The organism is Sheuella amnicola (assembly GCF_010499255.1).
Taxonomy (GTDB): domain Bacteria; phylum Pseudomonadota; class Gammaproteobacteria; order Burkholderiales; family Burkholderiaceae_B; genus Zwartia; species Zwartia amnicola.
In genome coordinates, this window is the sequence record NZ_JAAGRN010000004.1 from 41129 (window position 1) to 57677 (window position 16549).

A 16549-nucleotide genomic window follows, 5' to 3' on the forward strand; every position below is an offset into this window, starting at 1 on the left:
ATGGCTCAATCCGACAATCTTTGCTTTCGAACGGAGTCGGATCTGCGATCCTTGATCGCATCCGGCGAAACTACGCGCAACCATGCTGTCGAGTCTCAATTGGACCGCATCTCGTTGCGTGAACCGCAAGTCCAAGCCTGGACTTGGCATGACCCGGATTCCGTACGTCGACAGTTGCAAGATTTGGCTTCGATGCCAGCGGGTCCTTTGTCCGGTGTCACGATTGCGGTCAAGGATTTAATCGATACTGCCGATATGCCGACCGAGTATGGATCGGCTGCTTATCGCGGTCACCAACCCGTTGCGGATGCCGGTGTCGTGACTATCCTCAAAGCAGCCGGCGCATTGATGATGGGCAAAACAGTGACGACCGAATTCGCTCACTCTCATGCCGGACCTACCGTTAATCCCCACAATTTGTCGCATACGCCCGGTGGGTCATCAAGTGGGTCTGCTGCCGCCGTTGCAGATGGAATGGCAACGATTGCGCTGGGCACTCAGACCGGAGGATCCGTCATTCGTCCTGCCGCCTATTGTGGTGTGGTGGGATTCAAGCCAACAATCGGTCGCATTACGCTGGCAGGTGTGATGCCGTTATCGTTTTCGATGGACACGCTTGGTGTAATGGCAAGATCGGTTGCCGATGTGCAGCTCATTTCCGACGTATTGCTCGGACACTCCGAGTCGTGGGGCGCGAATGATGCAAAGGAAACGAAAGTTCGGCTGGCGTATTATCCGGGGCCTGATGTGGATGGTGCCGATCAAGATGCGGTTGCTGCGCTGGATATAGCCAGGTCGGCACTGGCTGAGCAAGGCGTTGAGTTCGTGCCGATTATGTTGCCACTTGATGATTTTGCAGAGCTTGGTCGGGCAAATCGAACCTTGATGGCCTATGAAGCTGCGCGTCAGCACCGGAATGTTTTTCGGATGCACTCGCAAGCGTTGGGCGAAACAACGCGAACACTGATCGAAGAAGGGGCAGGGATGGCGCGTTCAAAGTACCTGGAAGCCTTGCGGCATCAGGTGTATTGCCGTCAGATGTTTGCCGATCAGATGCAAAATATCGATGCTGTTTTGACATTGAGCGCACCGGGGCAGGCTCCGCTTTACAAAGACGGAACCGGGTCTTCGATTTTTAACAGGACGTGGACAACAATTGGCGCGCCATGCCTGACTCTGCCCGCCGGTCATGGGTCGAAAGGATTGCCTCTCGGAGTTCAATTTGTAGGCAAGATGGGGCAGGATCATGCATTGCTTGCTCTTGGTCGAAGATTTGAAGATTTGTTTAGACAAACGATGATTGGCGTTTGACACGCAGAATCGTTTTTGTCATAATTACGGGCTTGGGTCGGTAGCTCAGTTGGTTAGAGCAGCGGACTTTTAATCCGTTGGTCGGGAGTTCGAGTCTCCCCCGACCCACCAAGCAAAAAGCAAAGGTCTTGAGTCATAAACAGCTCAAGGCCTTTTGTTTTTTATGGCACCTTGTTGAGAAGCCTCTTCAAGTCTTTTGATTCTGCAATTTGCAACTAGTGCGGTGACGTTCGAGCCCCTGGATCCCGGAATTGAAAGTCAATTAATCCATTTAATAGGGTCACTATGATTCAGCATGAACTTTGCGAGCAGAAATATTTTGAAGACTTCAAGATTGGAGAACGCTTCAATATTCCCTCCCGAACTATGACTGATGCATTGTTTGCTGCATTTCAGCTAGCGAGCGGGGATAACCATCCGGTTCACTACGACGTCGAGTATTGCCGGGCTCATAGCATGCCTCACATGCTGGCGCATGGGTTTCAAGTTGTCATCCAGACTGCTGCGGGTGCCGGACTGTTCCCGCATATGGTTGAAAAGTCTCTCAAAGCGTTTATTGAGCAAAGTTCGCGATTTTTGCTGCCAGTGTATGTCGGTGACACGGTGTATCCATCTCTGACAGTGAGTGAGATGTTGCCGAACAAAACTACCGGCGTTTTGGTTTTGCGGTCCGAAGTGAAAAACCAACGTGGCGAGCTCGTGATGGAAGGCGAGCATCGGTATTTGTTGCGCAAGCGTCCGGTTTGAGCAAGGCTTCCGGTAGACGTGTTTAGCGACGCACGCCGGAAAAATCGATTTGGGTAATCGCCCCTTTGCTGCCACCCTTCATGGTCGATCCGTTGATCGTCGCATGAACAACGCGCAGAAGATTGTCCTGGTCGATGTAGCTGAATTGCAATTGATCGCCCGTCAGTCGTGGATTTAAGAGTGGCTGGGTTTTGTCGCCTATCGTCAGGCTACCACCGATGTGCTGAAAGCGCTGGGAAAGACTTAATGAGGCTTTTAATTGCGGATCGAAATGCTCAAGCGCCCAAACGCCGGCCACATCCGCGGGCACAATCCAGAAGAACGCTTTTCCAGGTTGATCGATTTCGACATCAGGCTCCCAGTCAACCATATCGAATGTGTTTGAAACAATCCGCGTCCCGGGTTTCATTTTCAGAAGAATAGGGCGTAGTTGCAAGTTTAATTCGGGCAATAGATAAAGCGTAACAACGGATGCTTTGGAAAAGTCTTCTTTGAACAGATCGCCGGAGATGATTTTCACCTTGTCCGCCACGCCGGCTCGTTCAGCATTGCGTTGTGCCAACGCCGCCAGTTTTGGGTTGTACTCGATCCCGATCGCGCGTGCCCCAAAATCCTTGGCGGCGGCAATCGCAATTGCGCCATCACCCGCACCTAGGTCATAGAGGAGGTCTGAGGGGCCGACCTGCGCCGTTTTAAGCATTTTGGTAACCAAGTCGTCGTTTGTCGCAATCCAGACAACGTCTTTACCGGTTTGACCTCTTACCGGTTTGTATTGATCGTCACCAAAATCAAGTTTGATTTGCGCAATGCCGGGTTGAGCAACGAAGAGAAGTAATAAAAAAAACAGGGCATTAAGTGCTTTCAAAACTATTCCACCTTGATATCTTTTAATTGTTCGCTGATTTTATGTGCCAATCGTGTAATATTTTTACAGCACTCTGGCGAAGACCATTATTTTATAAACACCACAGACTCGCAAGGCATTTCCGAAATGCTTCAAGATCGATCCTGCAAAAGCGAAAAAGGTATTGCGGCGATTGAGCTTGCCTTGGTTTTGCCCATATTTGTGTTGCTGATCATCGGCCTGATGGATCTTGCCGTGATGATGTACAACACGCAGGTCATCACGAATGCAAGTCGGGAAGGCGCCAGATGGGGCGTGATCACCAACAATAATCCTACGCATCAGCCTTGGGCGTGCAGTACGACCTCGACTACCGAGGCATCGCCGTGTGGCATCGCCAATAAGTTGGCCAGCGGTTTGCTCGTTTCGTTCAAGGGGACTCCCATCAGCACGTCAACAGCGACCGGAGGCGGTACTGCTGGTAGTACGGTCACGGTGGTCACAACGTATCAATTTAGCGGTATGGGCTTGTTTCCGGGGGCGGTGACCCTGACAGGTGAAACGAGAATGAATTATGAATGATCCTCGTGAAAGCGAAAAAGGGATTGTTCTGCCACTGACAGCGTTGTTAATGATGGTTCTGAGCGGTTTTTTGGGACTAGCGCTTGATTTTGGTTACATGCTGATACGTGATGGTCAGGTGCAAAACGTGGCCGATGCAATCGCATTATCTTGTTCCGGAGCAAATTATCGCAGTGCTGATAGTTGCGTCACAGGGGATACGAATGTGTCCAACCCCACCTATGTGGGCAGTGTCCGTGTTGCTGATTTCAGGTTGTGCGTCCACACAATCAGACGGCAGTCAATTGATGGGGCAGATTTCGGCCGGTAGCGTCCCTGATGCCATCGCGAAGTTGAACCAGCGTCAAAAAGAAGAATGCCTGAAAGCCGAGTACGAGCCCTTGCGCGTGAAGGCACCCTGCAGCGCTAAGGATGTGACGTTTGCGCAACTGGCTGATACGACCAAGATGACGGACGCTCAAAAAGCCTTGTTTTTGAAGGCAGCGTCCGCCATGGATAGTTACTCCAAATCGATTACGGATCTTTACAGACAGACCGGTACACCCGCAGGCATGAAGATTGCGGATGCGCGCGAGTGGGCCTATTCCCAATCGACCAACAACCGGCTCGAGTTGGTCGATCGAAAGATCACGTGGGGAACGTATCTGAGGAATCGCCAAAATATCGAACAGGAAATGCTCAAGCGCGCGCAGTAGCGTTTAAGGATCAAGTACAAATCACTTCAAAAGAAACGGCGTCAGATCATTGCCTGGATAAGGCAGGTTGGATATTTTCCAGGTCTTTGGCTTGCCCTCTTTGAATACCTGATTCAAGTCGATTTGCAGATAATTCGTGCGATGGTTGTAATCGGCGATCAGCATGCGGTTATTGCTCAGATCCTTGATGTTTACCCATTGCGTGTAGTCGGAAACGATTTGATTGTCGCCCTTGCTTGCTGCGACACCGACAGGAATGTCGACAGTGTTAAGCAAATGAGTCATCAACTGGATGCCGTCGTTCGACGCCTGAGGCTGGGTGGAGAAGTGACGCAAATAAGCAGCGCGCACAAAGCGCGATGGGGGCGTGTAGTCACCAGGCAGCCCCATCATGCCGCCGCCTTGGCCGATTTCGGTGACATTTTGGTTATTCAGTGTCACGGACGCTTTCGCATAGTTCGATAACGAAAGATAGTTTCGGACGTTCGAAATATGCCAGTCATAGGTTGGAGCATTGGTCAGTACATTTGCCACGTTGTCGTGGATCCTCATCTGGCCTTTAACGAACTCGACGACAATGCTGTCGCCGGTTTTATCCGTCAGAACCAAATGCAGCCAAGGGGGTGTGGGCAGTCCCTTGACCTCGGTTGGGTCGAACCATACTTTGTATTTAGGCAATTCTGCGCGAAGCTCTTTGACATTGCCATACATGCCCAGAATCAACCGGCCGAAATTCAAGATCGAAATGTATTTCGTATCCTGCGGCGTGACGGTTTGATATTCGGTGAAGCCGGGCAGAAAGTTTCCGCTCAAGCCCAAGCCCGCACTGTTCTGTCCTTCGAGGAATGCAGGTGGACCTTGCAGCACGCCCGGCGCCACGGCAACGAATGCGTATTTGCTGGTCATTTTTGTGGCTGGCAGCTTCATACTTTTAGGCGCGTCGAGATCGATTTCAGTGCCGCGAGGCATAGAAAACAACGTCCAGTCCATTTCGAAAGCCCATTCCATGGTTCTGCCGGCGATGACGGTGCCGTCCTTGGCGGTAATGTTGATGGCAGTACAGGCAATTGAAGAAACCGAGAAAGTAGCAAGACAGACACTTGCAATGGCTTTGGCAAAAGTAGAGCGGACAAAATTTCGCATAAAAATCCTTGATAAATCCAGAGGCTGATGTACGCCTTAAAGATAATTTTTATTTGATTCAACTACCCATAGAATCATCAAAATCAAAGGGAAATACTACTCTGGATACGAAATGCGGTGCAATCTATTTAAACCGAGTATTCTGCTCATGCTAGCCGTAGTATTACAGCCCGCACACGCACAGTTGCTAGAGATACTCAATACCGTTAAAACGGCGACGGATACCTTTAATGCAGTGAGCGGCGTAGTTGGCAAGGTTGCACCTGCGCCCGCGCCTGGACAGGCGCCCAGTGCGCCTGCAGGTAATGCATCGCCAACGCTACCTGTTGGCCCGGCAGGGGATTCGACCGATGAACCCAAACTTTTGACGTTATCCGGTACGCAAAAGACCAGTCTGGAGCAAAAACAATCGTTTTGCGTCAATGGCACCAGGATCGCTGCCTTCCCTTATGAGGGGGACTATCAGGGCGTGGCCTTGATCATGAATATCAACGGATCGGAGAGAATCATCCCGATCCAGTCCACCGATAAAAACCAGGAAGGGCACCATACTTTATGGAAAGGCACGGTGCATATAGGTCAGATAAACGGGTATCAATTCAAGGTGTCGAAGCTTGACTCCGTTCTTTTCAATTTCGAATTGACGAAATCGGAAGGGTATAAAAAAACCTATATGACCAAAATTTGCTGAATTCGTGAAATTGGCCTGTTTGTTTATTATCATAAGTAATAAAGCAATAAAGAAATTTTCGTTATATTTATAATGAAAATGGGTCAAAATTCACCTCATGATTGAAATTAGCAATTTAAGTAAGTCGTACTCGACTCCAAAAGGGACTTTCGAGGCGCTGCGGGACATTAACCTGCATATAAAAGAAGGCGAGATTTTTGGTGTCATCGGACCTAGCGGCGCCGGTAAAAGCACGCTGGTCAAGTGTATCAATCTGCTCGAACGGGCAGATCGGGGAACCATCAAAATCGGCGGACAACTTTTGTCCGATCTAAGTGAGTCCGACCTGCGCGAGCAGCGTCGACGCATAGGCATGGTGTTCCAGGGGTTCAACCTGCTTGCTCGCCGAACTGTGTACGGAAACGTTGCGTTGCCGCTTGAAATCGCAGGCGTTTCGCCAAATGAAATCAAAGCACGCGTGACTCATTTGCTGGAACTTGTCGGGTTGACTCATCTGGCGGATCGGTTTCCGAATCAAATCAGTGGCGGTCAGAAGCAGCGCGTTGGCATCGCACGTGCGTTGGCCAATCACCCGGATGTTTTGTTGAGCGACGAAGCGACTTCTGCACTGGATCCGGAGACGACTCAGAGCATTTTGGCGCTGTTGCGGGATATCAATCGCCGCACGGGCGTGACGGTGATTCTGATCACGCACCAGATGGAAGTTGTACGCCAAATTTGCGGGCGTGTCGCCGTGCTGGATGGAGGAAAAATCATCGAACAGGGTGATACCTTAAGCGTATTTTCCGAACCGAAGCATGCCGTGACGCGCAGTATGGTATCGGCGGCGACAGCATCGGATTTAACCGAAGAAACACTCAGCGCGCTGAACGTTCGAATGAACGCGATGCGAGAGCAAAAACCGCAAGCGCGTGTGGTGCTATGGCGTTTACAAATGTCGGGGGGTGACTCGGGTGACTTGATATCGACCTTGACGCGCGAACAGGGCATAACGCTTGTCATTGTTCAGGCAAGAGTCGAGGACATTCAGGGCGTGCCCGTCGGCACGATGTTTGTGATTGCCCAGGCAGATCAGCAGGCGTTGAATTCGGCGTATCAATATATCTCTACTCATCACGCAACCATACAGGAGATCTCGCATGAGCCCGCAACTGCTTGAGCTTTTATGGTTGTCCTTTCTGGAAACGCTGTTGATGGTTGGCGTGGCGGGTCTGTCTGCCGTAGTTTTCGGTATTCCGCTTGGCGTGGCATTAAGTGTGACGGCAAAGGATGCCATGCTGCAAAACGGGGCTGTGAATAAAGTGCTGGGTAGTGTCGTCAACGCGACGAGATCTGTTCCTTTCGTGATTCTGATGGTGGCGATTATTCCGTTGACTCGACTGATTGCCGGGACATCGATCGGCACGCAGGCCGCGATTGTGCCACTGGCGATCGCCGCGATTCCATTCATGGCCCGCATAGCCGAAAACGCATTGCGCGAGGTCGATCCCGGCCTGGTCATTGCGGCTCGTGCCATGGGAGCTACGCCAAGCCAGATCATTCGCAAAGTTTTGTTGCCCGAAGCCTTGCCCGGATTGATCGCGGCGACAACCGTGACGCTGGTGAGTTTGATCGGTTATTCGGCGATGGCCGGTGCAATCGGTGGCGGCGGATTGGGCGACTTGGGCATCCGTTATGGTTATCAGAGATTTCTGCCTGAAGTCATGCTGGCGGTAGTGGTTGTTCTGATCGCATTGGTGCAATGTTTGCAAAGCTTGGGTGACTGGTTGGTCAGGCGGCTTTCGCACCGGTGAAATGCAGACCGGATTATTTTTTCAAAGCAGTATTTACCATCAAGAGAAAGGTGTTTCGATGAAATTCATTTTTACAAAAGCACTCGCCACAATAGCATTGGGCGTGTTGGGTCTGTCGCAGACCGCATTGGCGCAAGACAAGCCGTTTAAAGTTGGTGTCACTGCCGGACCGCATGCCCAGATCATGGAAGTTGTTAAAGAGCAGGCCGCAAAAGAAGGCCTGAAAATTCAGATCGTCGAGTTTACGGATTACGTCCAGCCCAATGCCGCATTGGCTGCCGGAGACTTGGATTTGAATAGCTATCAGCATCAGCCCTACCTTGATACCGCTAATAAGGATCGTGGTTACAAGCTGGCAACCGTGGGCAAAACCGTGATTTTCCCGATAGGTATTTACAGCAAGAAAATCAAGTCCTTGAAAGATTTTCCCCAGGGCGGCAAATTCTCGTTGCCCAATGATCCGACCAACGGTGGACGTGCCTTGTTGCTGTTGCAAGACCAAGGACTGATTAAGCTGCGTGCGGATGCCGGCCTGAAAGCCACGCCGATTGACGTGGTTGAAAATCCGAAGAAGATCAAATTCATCGAACTTGACGCCGCTCAGTTGCCGCGTTCGTTGGACGATGTGGATGCAGGTGCCGTTAACACAAACTTTGCTCTGGAAGCCGGACTCAAGCCGGGTCGCGATTCAATCGCGATGGAATCACCCAACTCGCCCTATGCCAACATTCTGGTTGTGCAGGAGAAAAACAAGACCGATCCGCGCGTTCTGCAATTCGTGAAAATTTACCAGACGCCTGTTGTCAGAGAGTTCATCATCAAGAAGTACGATAACTCGGTTGTGCCCGCATTCTAAGCTGAGTCAACTTGCTTATCCGGATGATTTCGATTGATTTATCGGAATCATCCAGAGCGCGATAAATACACTCATCCCCAAGCCCCAAGTCAGCCAAAGCGAGTTCGAACCCCATTCGGACAATGCCAGTCCGAAGACGAACGGTGCTGCGGCTTGAGCAAATTTTGACGGCATCATGAGCCATCCTTGTCTTTGACCATATCCTTTGGTTCCGTATATGGCTAATGGAAGCGTGCCTCTCGAAATAATCAATACGCCATTGCCAAGTCCGTGCAGAACCACAAAAGGCAAGGCAAACGGGGCGCCGATCAGTAGTAGCAAGGCCCCACTCAAGGGATGCGCGAGTGCCGCAATGCGCGTGCCGATGAGAGGGTGTATTTTGCGCAAGAAAGCGAAATCGATCAGTCGACCCATGACCTGAGATGGCCCAACGAGCGCGCCGATCGAGAACGCCACCGCTAACGGGACGCCCATGCCTTCAAGCAGTCGAGGCAGGTGCGACATAAGGGCCATGCCGATGAAGGCGCTGATGGCAAATACAAAGGCGAGCAAATAACCGGTGAGCTTGCTTGGCTCCGGTGGTTGGGATGGCTCTTCAATCTTGATTTGCAAATCGGATGCCGCAGGCGCGGCATTGTTGACGCGCGTTTTCGATATTGAAGGCAATAAGCTGTGCAAGGGCAAACCAAAGCACAAATGCAATAAAGCCCAGAACCAGCATACCCCTCTCCAGCCGTAACGCGATTCGACGTAAACGGAAGATGTCCAGCCGACGGCGCTTGCGAAGCCTGCCAGAAGCGTGACGCCTGTGATCGCATTACGGGAGTTTTTGCCGATTAATCTGACAATGGCGGAAAATGCGACCTCGAACAAGCCCATTGCCATTCCAAATCCGATTATCGCGAACGATATAAATAACGAGAGCGTTCCGATCGATAAGGCCATGAGGATGAGTCCTATGGCGAAAATAACGTTCGACATCATCAGTACGGGTCGACCACCCATCCGATCGACCAAGCGACCGGCGAATGGCCCGGCCAAGCCCGAAACCGCGAGAGCCATGGAATAGGCGGCGAAAAAAAGGCTGTTCGATAATTCGAGTTCCTGGCAGGCTGCTGCGGCAATCACCGCAGGTAAATAATGCGTCGCCCCGGAGGCAAGGATTTGAGCTGCGCCGACTACACCGACGGAACGATAGACAAGGTTGATCATGCGGACTTCGGACAGGAGAAAAGATCGGTCAATGCAAGATCTTCAATCGGATTCACTCAATTTGCAAGCTCGCCGAATTTGAAAACCGGCATAAAGACGAGTCGCATGTTAGATTCTTTTTTTGTCGATTCATAATGAAAGTGCGAATTGCCGATGCGGTATGAACTCACCGATTTGAGATTGTTTTTAGCGATCGCCGAGGCGCAAAGCTTAACGGTTGGTGCGAATCACGTCCATTTGACGGCATCATCAGCGAGTTATCGCTTGAAAAACCTGGAGTCGGCGATGGGCATGCCGCTTTTTGTCCGAACATCGCGGGGCATGGAATTGACTCCGGGGGGGCAGGTTGTGCTTCAGCACGTCAGATCCACGCTTGCCGGCCTTGAACGGATGCATGGCGAGGTCGGAGGGTTTACTTCCGGTCTGAAGGGTAGCGTCCGATTGTTCGCAAACAGCAGTTCCTTGAATGGTTTCATTGTGCCGAGCTTGAGTCGATTTTTATCGGCTCATCCCAGCGTCAACGTTGTTTTGGAAGAAAAAACCAGCCAGACGATTCTTTCAGCAGTCGTCGCCCAGGAAGCGGATATCGGAATTTTCGCAGGGCAAACTGAATCGACTGATGTCACTGCCCATCGGTATGCGATCGATGAATTGATTCTGGTTGCGCCTGTCAATCATCCTATCGCTGCGCATCAATCATTGCGGTTTGCGGCGGCCCTTGAGCTGGATTTTGTTTGCATGAGCAAAGCGAGCAGCAACTACGCGTTTTTGCAGGAAATATCCCAGAAACTGGGGCGTAGTCCAAACGTCAGAATACATGCGCACACCTTCGATGCGCTACTGAACCTGGTAGCCGACGGCGTGGGCGTCGCATTGGTTCCGCGAAGTGTGACGGTGGACGCAATACGCGCCAATCGCGTGGCCGAGGTCATCCTGAGGGAAACCTGGGCGCGTCGCGAACTGACGTTGATTACAAAGGCCGGTATTCAGTTGTCCGCATATGTCGAGTCTGTCGCTCAATATTTGCTGACAGACCCGATTGTCGTATCCACTCGGGGTTAGCCGCTCGGAAATTCAGGATTTCTTTTTGCGCTTGTGCTCCAGAAACTCGTTCATGAATTTCTGAGGCTCGCCTGTTTCGAACGCTTTGCCGAACTCTTGCACGGTATCGTTGATTGCATCGGTCAAAGAAAGTTTTTCCCAGCGCCTGAGCAAAGTCTTTTGCTGGCGCAAGACAGCGGGTCCGATGGCGGCGAAGTTTTGCGCGATCTTCATCGTGCGGGCATCCAGTTCTTCCATCGGCACGGATTCGTTGATTAATCCCCAATTCAGGGCTTGCTCGGATCCGATATTTTCACCGCTTAGCAGCATCCATGCAGCACGCGACTCCCCGATCAGTTTTGGCATCAATGTGGCGTGAATGACTGAGGGTATCCCGACTTTGACTTCAGGCATTCCGAATTGCGTGCCATGGGATGCGATACGCACATCGCAAGCCATGGCAAATTCAAGTCCGCCTCCCAGACACCAGCCAGGGATGCGTGCGATGACAGGGACCGGAAAGCAGCGAACTGCTTCACATAGGTCTCGCAAGCCTGTAATGAATTGCATGGCTGTTTCGCGCGTCAGCCCGGACATTTCACTAATGTCGGCACCCGCCACAAAAGCTTTGTCTCCCGAGCCCCGCAAAATCAATGTCCTGACATCCTGATGCAATGCGAGGCGATTAAGCGCTGCGGTCAGATCTTTAATGACTGGTGTGGACAGAATGTTTAAGGTGCCGGCTTCACGAATGGAGAGGGTTGCAACGCCCGATGCGTCCATTTCTGCGTGTGCATGCTTGAGATCAATGACAGTATTCATGTTTATTTATCAATTGAGTTTATTGAAACCGATGTCTTTCACGACTTTTACCCATTGCGCATTCGATTGTTGAATCAATTCGCCGAAATCTTTCCTGGACATCGGACTTGGAATGGCGCCTTGTTTTTCGATCGCAGCAACGGTCTCGGGGTCTTTCAACGCCTGGGTGACAGCTTGATTCAGTGTATCGAGAATAGCATCGGGCGTATTGGCCGGAGCAGCCAGCCCGAACCATGAGGGATTATTCAGTTTTGGAATACCCACTTCGGCATAAGTTGGAACATTGGGCAATGCTTTGAGGCGCTCTTTGGCCGCAACAACAAGCGGACGGATGCGTTGACCCTGGATCAATGCGAATGAAGAGGGAATATTATCGAAAACAACCTGCAATTGACCTGCAACCAGATCATTCAAAGCCGGGCCCAGTCCTTTGTATGGAACGTGCAACATTTTTGTTCCGGTCACGGACATGAATAATTCGCCGTTCATGTGGCTCAGTCCGCCATTGCCCGAAGATCCGAATGCGTATTTGCCAGGATTGTCTTTCAGAAGCTTGATGAATTGTTCCATGTTTTTGGCAGGCAAATCAGGATTCACGACTAGAACGTTCGGCACATCGGCCAAATTACTAATGGGAGCAAAGTCTTTAACCGGATCGTACGGGCTTCTTTCGTAAACGTTTGGATTGACCGCATGGGAGCTTTCGACCGCCATCACAAGGGTGTATCCATCTGCAGGTTGCTTAGCCGCGTATGCGCTGCCGACGCTGCCACCCGCACCCGGTTTGTTTTCGATCACGATGGTCTGGCCGAGAATCGTGCCCAGTTTGACGCCCACGACACGTGCAATGATATCTGTCGTGCCGCCCACGGCGTAAGGGACAACCAGCTTGATCGGCTTGTCGGGGTAAGCCGCCGCAGCGATCGATGTGTGGGCCGTCACATAAACACAGCCCAAGAGCAGGGCGATCGATTTGAATTTCATGGATATGTCCTTTTAATAATTTTGTGTATGTTGACCCAAGGTCGGTGGAGCTTGATCTGCAGTCATGGCCGGGCTGCCATAGAGTAGTGGATTGCGAACCAATTGCATCTTGCCGAACTTCGGGTGTTCAATTGTCTGAAGCATTTCTCTGTGCTGCACTTGCGGATGAGCAAACACCTCGTCAAGCGTGTGGATCGGACCCCAAGGAACATTATTCGCATCAAATGCTTCGGTCCAAGCTTTACGCGAGCGAGTTTTGAATAGATCGATTAACAACGGGCGCAACATGTCCATGTTTTTGAGTCGATTCGAGTTCATCTTGTATCGATCATCGCTTGCCCATTGCGGACGTTGCGCCAAATTGCAGAATCTTTCGAATTGACCATCATTTCCGATCGCCAGAATAAGATGCCCATCTGAGCAGGCAAAAACTTCATAGGGTGCACAATTTGGATGTGCATTGCCTGTTCTTTCGGGAGTTTTTCCGCTAACCAGATAGTTCGCCCCCTGGTTTGCGTTCATCGCCACGGCAACATCAAGCAGACAGATATCCAGAGCCATGCCTATTCCGGTTGTGTCACGTTGTCGTAACGCGGCAAGCACGGCCGTGGTGGCATACATGCCAGTCATCAGATCGACGACGGCCACGCCCGTGCGCAATGGGCCCGCGCCCGGTGTGCCATCCGGATGACCGGTATAGCTCATCAATCCCCCCATTCCCTGAAAGACGTAGTCATATCCGGGCTTGTCCGCCATAGGCCCTGTTTGACCAAAGCCTGTGATCGACAAGTAAACCAGGCGAGGATTGATTTTGTGCAGGGAGGCGAAATCCAGGCCGTATTTAGCCAAGCCGCCCGCTTTGAAATTTTCGACGAAAATGTCCGCGTCTTTGACGAGTCGACGAACCTGGTCTGCGCCTTCAGGCGTTGAGAAGTCGACAGCAATTGATTGCTTGCCTCTGTTGCACGCCATGAAATAGGCCGACATGGTGTCCGATCCATCGGTCGAGCTTATGTCCGGTGGTCCCCACCCCCGAGTATCGTCTCCACGACCCGGATGCTCGAGCTTGAGGACTTGCGCGCCCATATCTGCCAGATTTTGAGTGCACCAGGGACCCGCGAGTATTCGGGATATGTCAACGACTTTGACGTCCTTCAAGGCATGGTGAAGCATGGATTTTCCTGCAAGATCACTTGTTGGCGGCAATTCTGGCAGTTTTCATCCGTACCGGACAGTTTAATTTTTCGAATTGAGCGTTCGAAATTTTCGGATTGCCACCGGGTTGAATCCCAAACATACTGAAAAAAAGGAGACAGCCATGAAACGATCGTTACTTCAATCATTATTGTTCGCAGCTTCCGGGTTACTGACGGTGATGTCATCGGACGCGCGAGCTGCGTATCCGGACAAGCCGGTTACCCTCGTGGTGTCATTCGCCCCCGGCGGCATGACCGACACGGTTGGTCGCATACTCGCAACCGAGTTGGGAAAAAAGTTTGGTCAAACCTTTGTGGTTGAAAACAAAGCGGGTGCGGCAGGTCAGGTTGGAACAGAATACGTCGCGCGCCAGAAAAATGATGGCTACACCTTGTTGATCAGCGCAACAGGTCATGTCATTGGACCGGCGGTCAGTTCAAATGTCAGATATCAACCGGTCAAGGATTTCGAACCCATCGCCATTTTGGCGCGTGCGCCTAATCTGTTTGTGGTGAATCCAAAATTGCCAGTGAATAACCTGTCCGAGTTCATCGCCTGGGGAAAGGCGCAAAAATCCGTTCCCTACGGATCGGCGGGATTCGGCGGGTCGACTCATCTTGGCGGTGAGTTGTTCAGGCATGTCGCGGGCGTGCCGCTGGAACATGTTCCGTACAAAGGGGCCTCACCTGCAACCTTGGCCTTGGTCTCTGGCGAAATACCCTTTGCGATTCAAGACTCGATGAGTGTCGCGCCCTATATCAAATCAGGACAGTTGCGCCCGATCGCGGTGGCAAGTGCTAATCGAAGCGGATTGTTTCCGGACTTGAAGACCGTGTCCGACTCCGGATTCCAGGGGTTCGATGTTTATACCTGGTTGGGTTTGTATGCTCCGGCGGGAACAGATTCGAAGATTGTCGCCGAGTTGAACGCGGCAACGAATCAAATCATGAATTCTCCGGAAATGACAGAGCGCCTTCAGCAACAAAATAGCGAACCGGGCGGTGTCATGACGCCCGTTCAGGTCAAAGATTTCGTTCAAACCGAAACTGAAAAGTGGAAGGAAATGGTCAAGGTCACCGGAGTCAAGGTGGACAACTGATGATGTCGAAAATTCAATCTGCGGATCAAAGATATTTTGAGTACTTAAGTCAGAATGTTTTTGAAATACCGAAGTGCGGTGAGTGTGGGAAATTTCATTTTTTCCCCAGAGTGCTTTGCCCGTTCTGCGGATCGGAAAATTTGCAGTGGACCGCGCCAACCGGATTCGCTACTGTTTATTCGACAACAACCGTTCGCAGGCAAGAGGGAGATTACAACGTATCGCTGATCGAGCTCGAGGAAGGGCCGCGTTTGATGAGTCGCGTTGAAGGAATCGATCCGGATGAAGTCCGGATCGGATTAAAGGTGCGTACACACATACTTCAGCGCGAGGATGGCCCCATGCTTGTATTCGTCAAGAGAGAGAACATTGAACACTAACGCGAAAAGCAGGATCTCGATTCTCGGTACGGGATTGGCGGGGCTGGGGGATGCCGGCGGTGTGACCGAGCAGGAGATCATCGCAAAAGCCTGCGCGAAAGCGGTTGTCGCAAGCGGACTGAAGATGAAAGACATCGATGGCATCATCACATCCAGTTTGACTTCGCCTTGGTGGGTGATGCGCATGAGCGAATATCTGGGTATCCGCCCGCGATTTTCTGATAGTACGATGTTCGGTGGCTCATCCTTCATCGCTGACCTGAAAATCGCTGCACTCGCCATCGAAGCCGGCGAGTGCGAAAACGTACTGATATGTTATGGTGCCACGCCTCGCAGCGTGCCGAGCAGTTCGCGTATCAATCAGATGCGCGCCGAACTCGATCCTCAACCTTACGAGCATCCATACAAGGCGTTTAATCCGCCCTCCAGCTATGCGCTGGCCGCAGCGCGTCATATGCATGAATTCGGTACCACGCGCCGTCAGCTCGCCGAAGTGGCCGTCGCCGCACGCGCGTGGGCACAGCTTAATCCGGATGCATTTTCGCGCAAACCGCTAAGCATCGATGATGTCTTGAATTCGAAGATGATTTCCGATCCTCTTACTGTGCGTGATTGTTGCCTTGTCACGGACGGTGCGGGAGCGATTGTCGTGACAAGTTCCGAACGGGCAAAGGACTTGCATCTCAGTCCCATTAGTGTCCTTGGTGTAGGGCACGCTCATTGGCACCGGCAAATATCCTGCATGGACGATTTGACCGTGACGCCGGCGCTCGAGTCGGGTCGGGTCGCGTTCGAGGCTGCGGGATTAACACCGGACGATATTGATGTCGTTCAGTTGTACGATGCGTTCACCATCAATCCGATCCTTTTTCTTGAGGATCTGGGTTTTTGTAAAAAGGGTGAAGGCGGATCTTTCGTTTCGGGGGGAAGGATCGCTCCGGGGGGGGAGTTTCCCATGAATACGAACGGCGGTGGCTTGTCCTGTGTTCATCCGGGCATGTACAGCATCTTTCTGATCATCGAAGCGGTCGCTCAATTGAGACGCGAGGCGGGCGCAAGGCAAGTCAGTGGCGTTGAAACCGCATTGGTTCACGGCAATGGCGGCGTCTTGTCCAGTCAGGCCACCGCCATCCTTTCTTCAGTCGTATGAAC

General features: G+C 51.7%; 19 protein-coding genes, 1 tRNA gene and 1 pseudogene. 15 read left to right on the top strand and 6 right to left on the bottom strand.

From position 1 onward, the window contains the following. The 3 genes from G3I67_RS06715 to G3I67_RS06725 all read left to right on the top strand — a co-directional run bounded on the left by G3I67_RS06715 (position 1) and on the right by G3I67_RS06725 (position 2058). On the top strand, positions 1–1311 hold the full coding sequence (locus G3I67_RS06715) for an amidase (RefSeq protein ID WP_163653112.1): 1311 nt from the start codon (positions 1–3) through the stop codon (positions 1309–1311). A gap of 34 nt (positions 1312–1345) precedes the next feature. Further along, positions 1346–1422, top strand: a tRNA-Lys gene (locus tag G3I67_RS06720). A 174-nt stretch (positions 1423–1596) separates the two neighbouring features. After that, entirely contained in the window at positions 1597–2058 is a 462-nt protein-coding gene (locus tag G3I67_RS06725; protein ID WP_163653115.1) for a MaoC family dehydratase, read from the top strand. A gap of 22 nt (positions 2059–2080) precedes the next feature. On the opposite strand, the gene G3I67_RS06730 is transcribed toward G3I67_RS06725, so the two are convergent. Further along, positions 2081–2923 carry a methyltransferase domain-containing protein gene (locus G3I67_RS06730; RefSeq protein ID WP_203583570.1) on the bottom strand — a complete coding sequence of 281 codons (843 nt, stop codon included), beginning with the start codon at positions 2921–2923 and terminating at the stop codon, positions 2081–2083. A gap of 126 nt (positions 2924–3049) precedes the next feature. On the opposite strand from G3I67_RS06730, the gene G3I67_RS06735 reads away from it, so the two are divergent. Genes G3I67_RS06735 through G3I67_RS06745 form a run of 3 tightly spaced genes read left to right on the top strand, consistent with a single transcriptional unit; the run spans position 3050 to position 4179 of the window. Then, positions 3050–3484 carry a TadE/TadG family type IV pilus assembly protein gene (locus G3I67_RS06735; protein WP_163653118.1) on the top strand — a complete coding sequence of 145 codons (435 nt, stop codon included), beginning with the start codon at positions 3050–3052 and terminating at the stop codon, positions 3482–3484. Continuing rightward, positions 3477–3794 carry a pilus assembly protein TadG-related protein gene (locus tag G3I67_RS06740; protein WP_163653121.1) on the top strand — a complete coding sequence of 106 codons (318 nt, stop codon included), beginning with the start codon at positions 3477–3479 and terminating at the stop codon, positions 3792–3794. Before G3I67_RS06735 ends, G3I67_RS06740 begins: the two co-directional genes overlap by 8 nt. Next, positions 3772–4179 (top strand): hypothetical protein, encoded by a 408-nt coding sequence (locus G3I67_RS06745; RefSeq protein WP_163653124.1) that lies wholly within the window; start codon positions 3772–3774, stop codon positions 4177–4179. The genes G3I67_RS06740 and G3I67_RS06745 overlap by 23 nt, the downstream gene beginning before the upstream one ends. Before the next feature lie 21 nt (positions 4180–4200). Here G3I67_RS06745 and G3I67_RS06750 read toward each other — a convergent pair whose 3' ends face one another. Continuing rightward, positions 4201–5322, bottom strand: a complete 1122-nt coding sequence (locus tag G3I67_RS06750; RefSeq protein ID WP_163653127.1) for a choloylglycine hydrolase family protein — start codon at positions 5320–5322, stop codon at positions 4201–4203. A 148-nt stretch (positions 5323–5470) separates the two neighbouring features. Here G3I67_RS06750 and G3I67_RS06755 point away from each other — a divergent pair, with 148 nt between their 5' ends. From G3I67_RS06755 to G3I67_RS06770, 4 genes are all read left to right on the top strand, one after another. Continuing rightward, on the top strand, positions 5471–6013 hold the full coding sequence (locus G3I67_RS06755; protein ID WP_163653131.1) for a hypothetical protein: 543 nt from the start codon (positions 5471–5473) through the stop codon (positions 6011–6013). Between the two features lie 97 nt (positions 6014–6110). Next, the gene (locus G3I67_RS06760; protein WP_163653152.1) at positions 6111–7172 is read left to right on the top strand and encodes a methionine ABC transporter ATP-binding protein; all 1062 of its coding nucleotides are present in this window, start codon (positions 6111–6113) and stop codon (positions 7170–7172) included. After that, positions 7153–7806, top strand: coding sequence for a methionine ABC transporter permease (locus tag G3I67_RS06765; protein ID WP_163653155.1), 654 nt, complete (start codon positions 7153–7155; stop codon positions 7804–7806). The genes G3I67_RS06760 and G3I67_RS06765 overlap by 20 nt, the downstream gene beginning before the upstream one ends. Before the next feature lie 58 nt (positions 7807–7864). Next, complete coding sequence (locus G3I67_RS06770; protein WP_163653158.1) at positions 7865–8662, top strand: MetQ/NlpA family ABC transporter substrate-binding protein; 798 nt, start codon at positions 7865–7867, stop codon at positions 8660–8662. Between the two features lie 15 nt (positions 8663–8677). Here the strand turns inward: G3I67_RS06770 and G3I67_RS06775 are convergent, their stop codons facing one another. Further along, positions 8678–9874 (bottom strand): MFS transporter, encoded by a 1197-nt coding sequence (locus tag G3I67_RS06775; protein ID WP_163653161.1) that lies wholly within the window; start codon positions 9872–9874, stop codon positions 8678–8680. 153 nt (positions 9875–10027) lie between these two features. Here G3I67_RS06775 and G3I67_RS06780 point away from each other — a divergent pair, with 153 nt between their 5' ends. After that, a complete protein-coding gene (locus G3I67_RS06780) occupies positions 10028–10936 on the top strand; it encodes a LysR family transcriptional regulator (RefSeq protein WP_163653164.1) in 909 nt (302 codons plus the stop codon). A gap of 12 nt (positions 10937–10948) precedes the next feature. Here G3I67_RS06780 and G3I67_RS06785 read toward each other — a convergent pair whose 3' ends face one another. Genes G3I67_RS06785 through G3I67_RS06795 form a run of 3 tightly spaced genes read right to left on the bottom strand, consistent with a single transcriptional unit; the run spans position 10949 to position 13894 of the window. Further along, the gene (locus G3I67_RS06785) at positions 10949–11737 is read right to left on the bottom strand and encodes an enoyl-CoA hydratase (protein WP_163653167.1); all 789 of its coding nucleotides are present in this window, start codon (positions 11735–11737) and stop codon (positions 10949–10951) included. Positions 11738–11746: 9 nt separating this feature from the next. Then, positions 11747–12721 (bottom strand): Bug family tripartite tricarboxylate transporter substrate binding protein, encoded by a 975-nt coding sequence (locus G3I67_RS06790; RefSeq protein ID WP_163653170.1) that lies wholly within the window; start codon positions 12719–12721, stop codon positions 11747–11749. 12 nt (positions 12722–12733) lie between these two features. After that, positions 12734–13894: a CaiB/BaiF CoA transferase family protein gene (locus G3I67_RS06795; protein WP_163653173.1), complete on the bottom strand. Its 1161-nt coding sequence runs from the start codon at positions 13892–13894 to the stop codon at positions 12734–12736. 145 nt (positions 13895–14039) lie between these two features. Here G3I67_RS06795 and G3I67_RS06800 point away from each other — a divergent pair, with 145 nt between their 5' ends. The 4 genes and pseudogenes from G3I67_RS06800 (at position 14040) to G3I67_RS06810 (ending at position 16547) form a co-directional block, all read left to right on the top strand. Next, complete coding sequence (locus G3I67_RS06800) at positions 14040–15017, top strand: Bug family tripartite tricarboxylate transporter substrate binding protein (protein ID WP_163653178.1); 978 nt, start codon at positions 14040–14042, stop codon at positions 15015–15017. A 2-nt stretch (positions 15018–15019) separates the two neighbouring features. Beyond that, positions 15020–15148 (top strand): annotated as a pseudogene (locus tag G3I67_RS15140) (zinc ribbon domain-containing protein); the annotation flags it as partial. A gap of 9 nt (positions 15149–15157) precedes the next feature. Next, on the top strand, positions 15158–15397 hold the full coding sequence (locus G3I67_RS15145; RefSeq protein WP_311197070.1) for a Zn-ribbon domain-containing OB-fold protein: 240 nt from the start codon (positions 15158–15160) through the stop codon (positions 15395–15397). After that, the gene (locus tag G3I67_RS06810; RefSeq protein ID WP_163653184.1) at positions 15387–16547 is read left to right on the top strand and encodes a thiolase family protein; all 1161 of its coding nucleotides are present in this window, start codon (positions 15387–15389) and stop codon (positions 16545–16547) included. Before G3I67_RS15145 ends, G3I67_RS06810 begins: the two co-directional genes overlap by 11 nt. Positions 16548–16549 lie beyond the last annotated feature (2 nt).

What these genes read in the sequence shown, in the direction of transcription:
- G3I67_RS06765 (WP_163653155.1), top strand. Translation starts at nt 7,153, where the DNA reads ATGAGCCCGCAACTGCTTGAGCTTTTATGGTTGTCCTTTCTGGAAACG.
- G3I67_RS06760 (WP_163653152.1), top strand. Translation starts at nt 6,111, where the DNA reads ATGATTGAAATTAGCAATTTAAGTAAGTCGTACTCGACTCCAAAAGGG.
- G3I67_RS06755 (WP_163653131.1), top strand. Translation starts at nt 5,471, where the DNA reads ATGCTAGCCGTAGTATTACAGCCCGCACACGCACAGTTGCTAGAGATA.
- G3I67_RS06715 (WP_163653112.1), top strand. Translation starts at nt 1, where the DNA reads ATGGCTCAATCCGACAATCTTTGCTTTCGAACGGAGTCGGATCTGCGA.
- G3I67_RS06735 (WP_163653118.1), top strand. Translation starts at nt 3,050, where the DNA reads ATGCTTCAAGATCGATCCTGCAAAAGCGAAAAAGGTATTGCGGCGATT.
- G3I67_RS06770 (WP_163653158.1), top strand. Translation starts at nt 7,865, where the DNA reads ATGAAATTCATTTTTACAAAAGCACTCGCCACAATAGCATTGGGCGTG.
- G3I67_RS06780 (WP_163653164.1), top strand. Translation starts at nt 10,028, where the DNA reads ATGCGGTATGAACTCACCGATTTGAGATTGTTTTTAGCGATCGCCGAG.
- G3I67_RS06795 (WP_163653173.1), bottom strand. Translation starts at nt 13,894, where the DNA reads ATGCTTCACCATGCCTTGAAGGACGTCAAAGTCGTTGACATATCCCGA.
- G3I67_RS06800 (WP_163653178.1), top strand. Translation starts at nt 14,040, where the DNA reads ATGAAACGATCGTTACTTCAATCATTATTGTTCGCAGCTTCCGGGTTA.
- G3I67_RS06775 (WP_163653161.1), bottom strand. Translation starts at nt 9,874, where the DNA reads ATGATCAACCTTGTCTATCGTTCCGTCGGTGTAGTCGGCGCAGCTCAA.
- G3I67_RS06750 (WP_163653127.1), bottom strand. Translation starts at nt 5,322, where the DNA reads ATGCGAAATTTTGTCCGCTCTACTTTTGCCAAAGCCATTGCAAGTGTC.
- G3I67_RS06740 (WP_163653121.1), top strand. Translation starts at nt 3,477, where the DNA reads ATGAATGATCCTCGTGAAAGCGAAAAAGGGATTGTTCTGCCACTGACA.
- G3I67_RS06745 (WP_163653124.1), top strand. Translation starts at nt 3,772, where the DNA reads ATGGGGCAGATTTCGGCCGGTAGCGTCCCTGATGCCATCGCGAAGTTG.
- G3I67_RS06725 (WP_163653115.1), top strand. Translation starts at nt 1,597, where the DNA reads ATGATTCAGCATGAACTTTGCGAGCAGAAATATTTTGAAGACTTCAAG.
- G3I67_RS06790 (WP_163653170.1), bottom strand. Translation starts at nt 12,721, where the DNA reads ATGAAATTCAAATCGATCGCCCTGCTCTTGGGCTGTGTTTATGTGACG.
- G3I67_RS06785 (WP_163653167.1), bottom strand. Translation starts at nt 11,737, where the DNA reads ATGAATACTGTCATTGATCTCAAGCATGCACACGCAGAAATGGACGCA.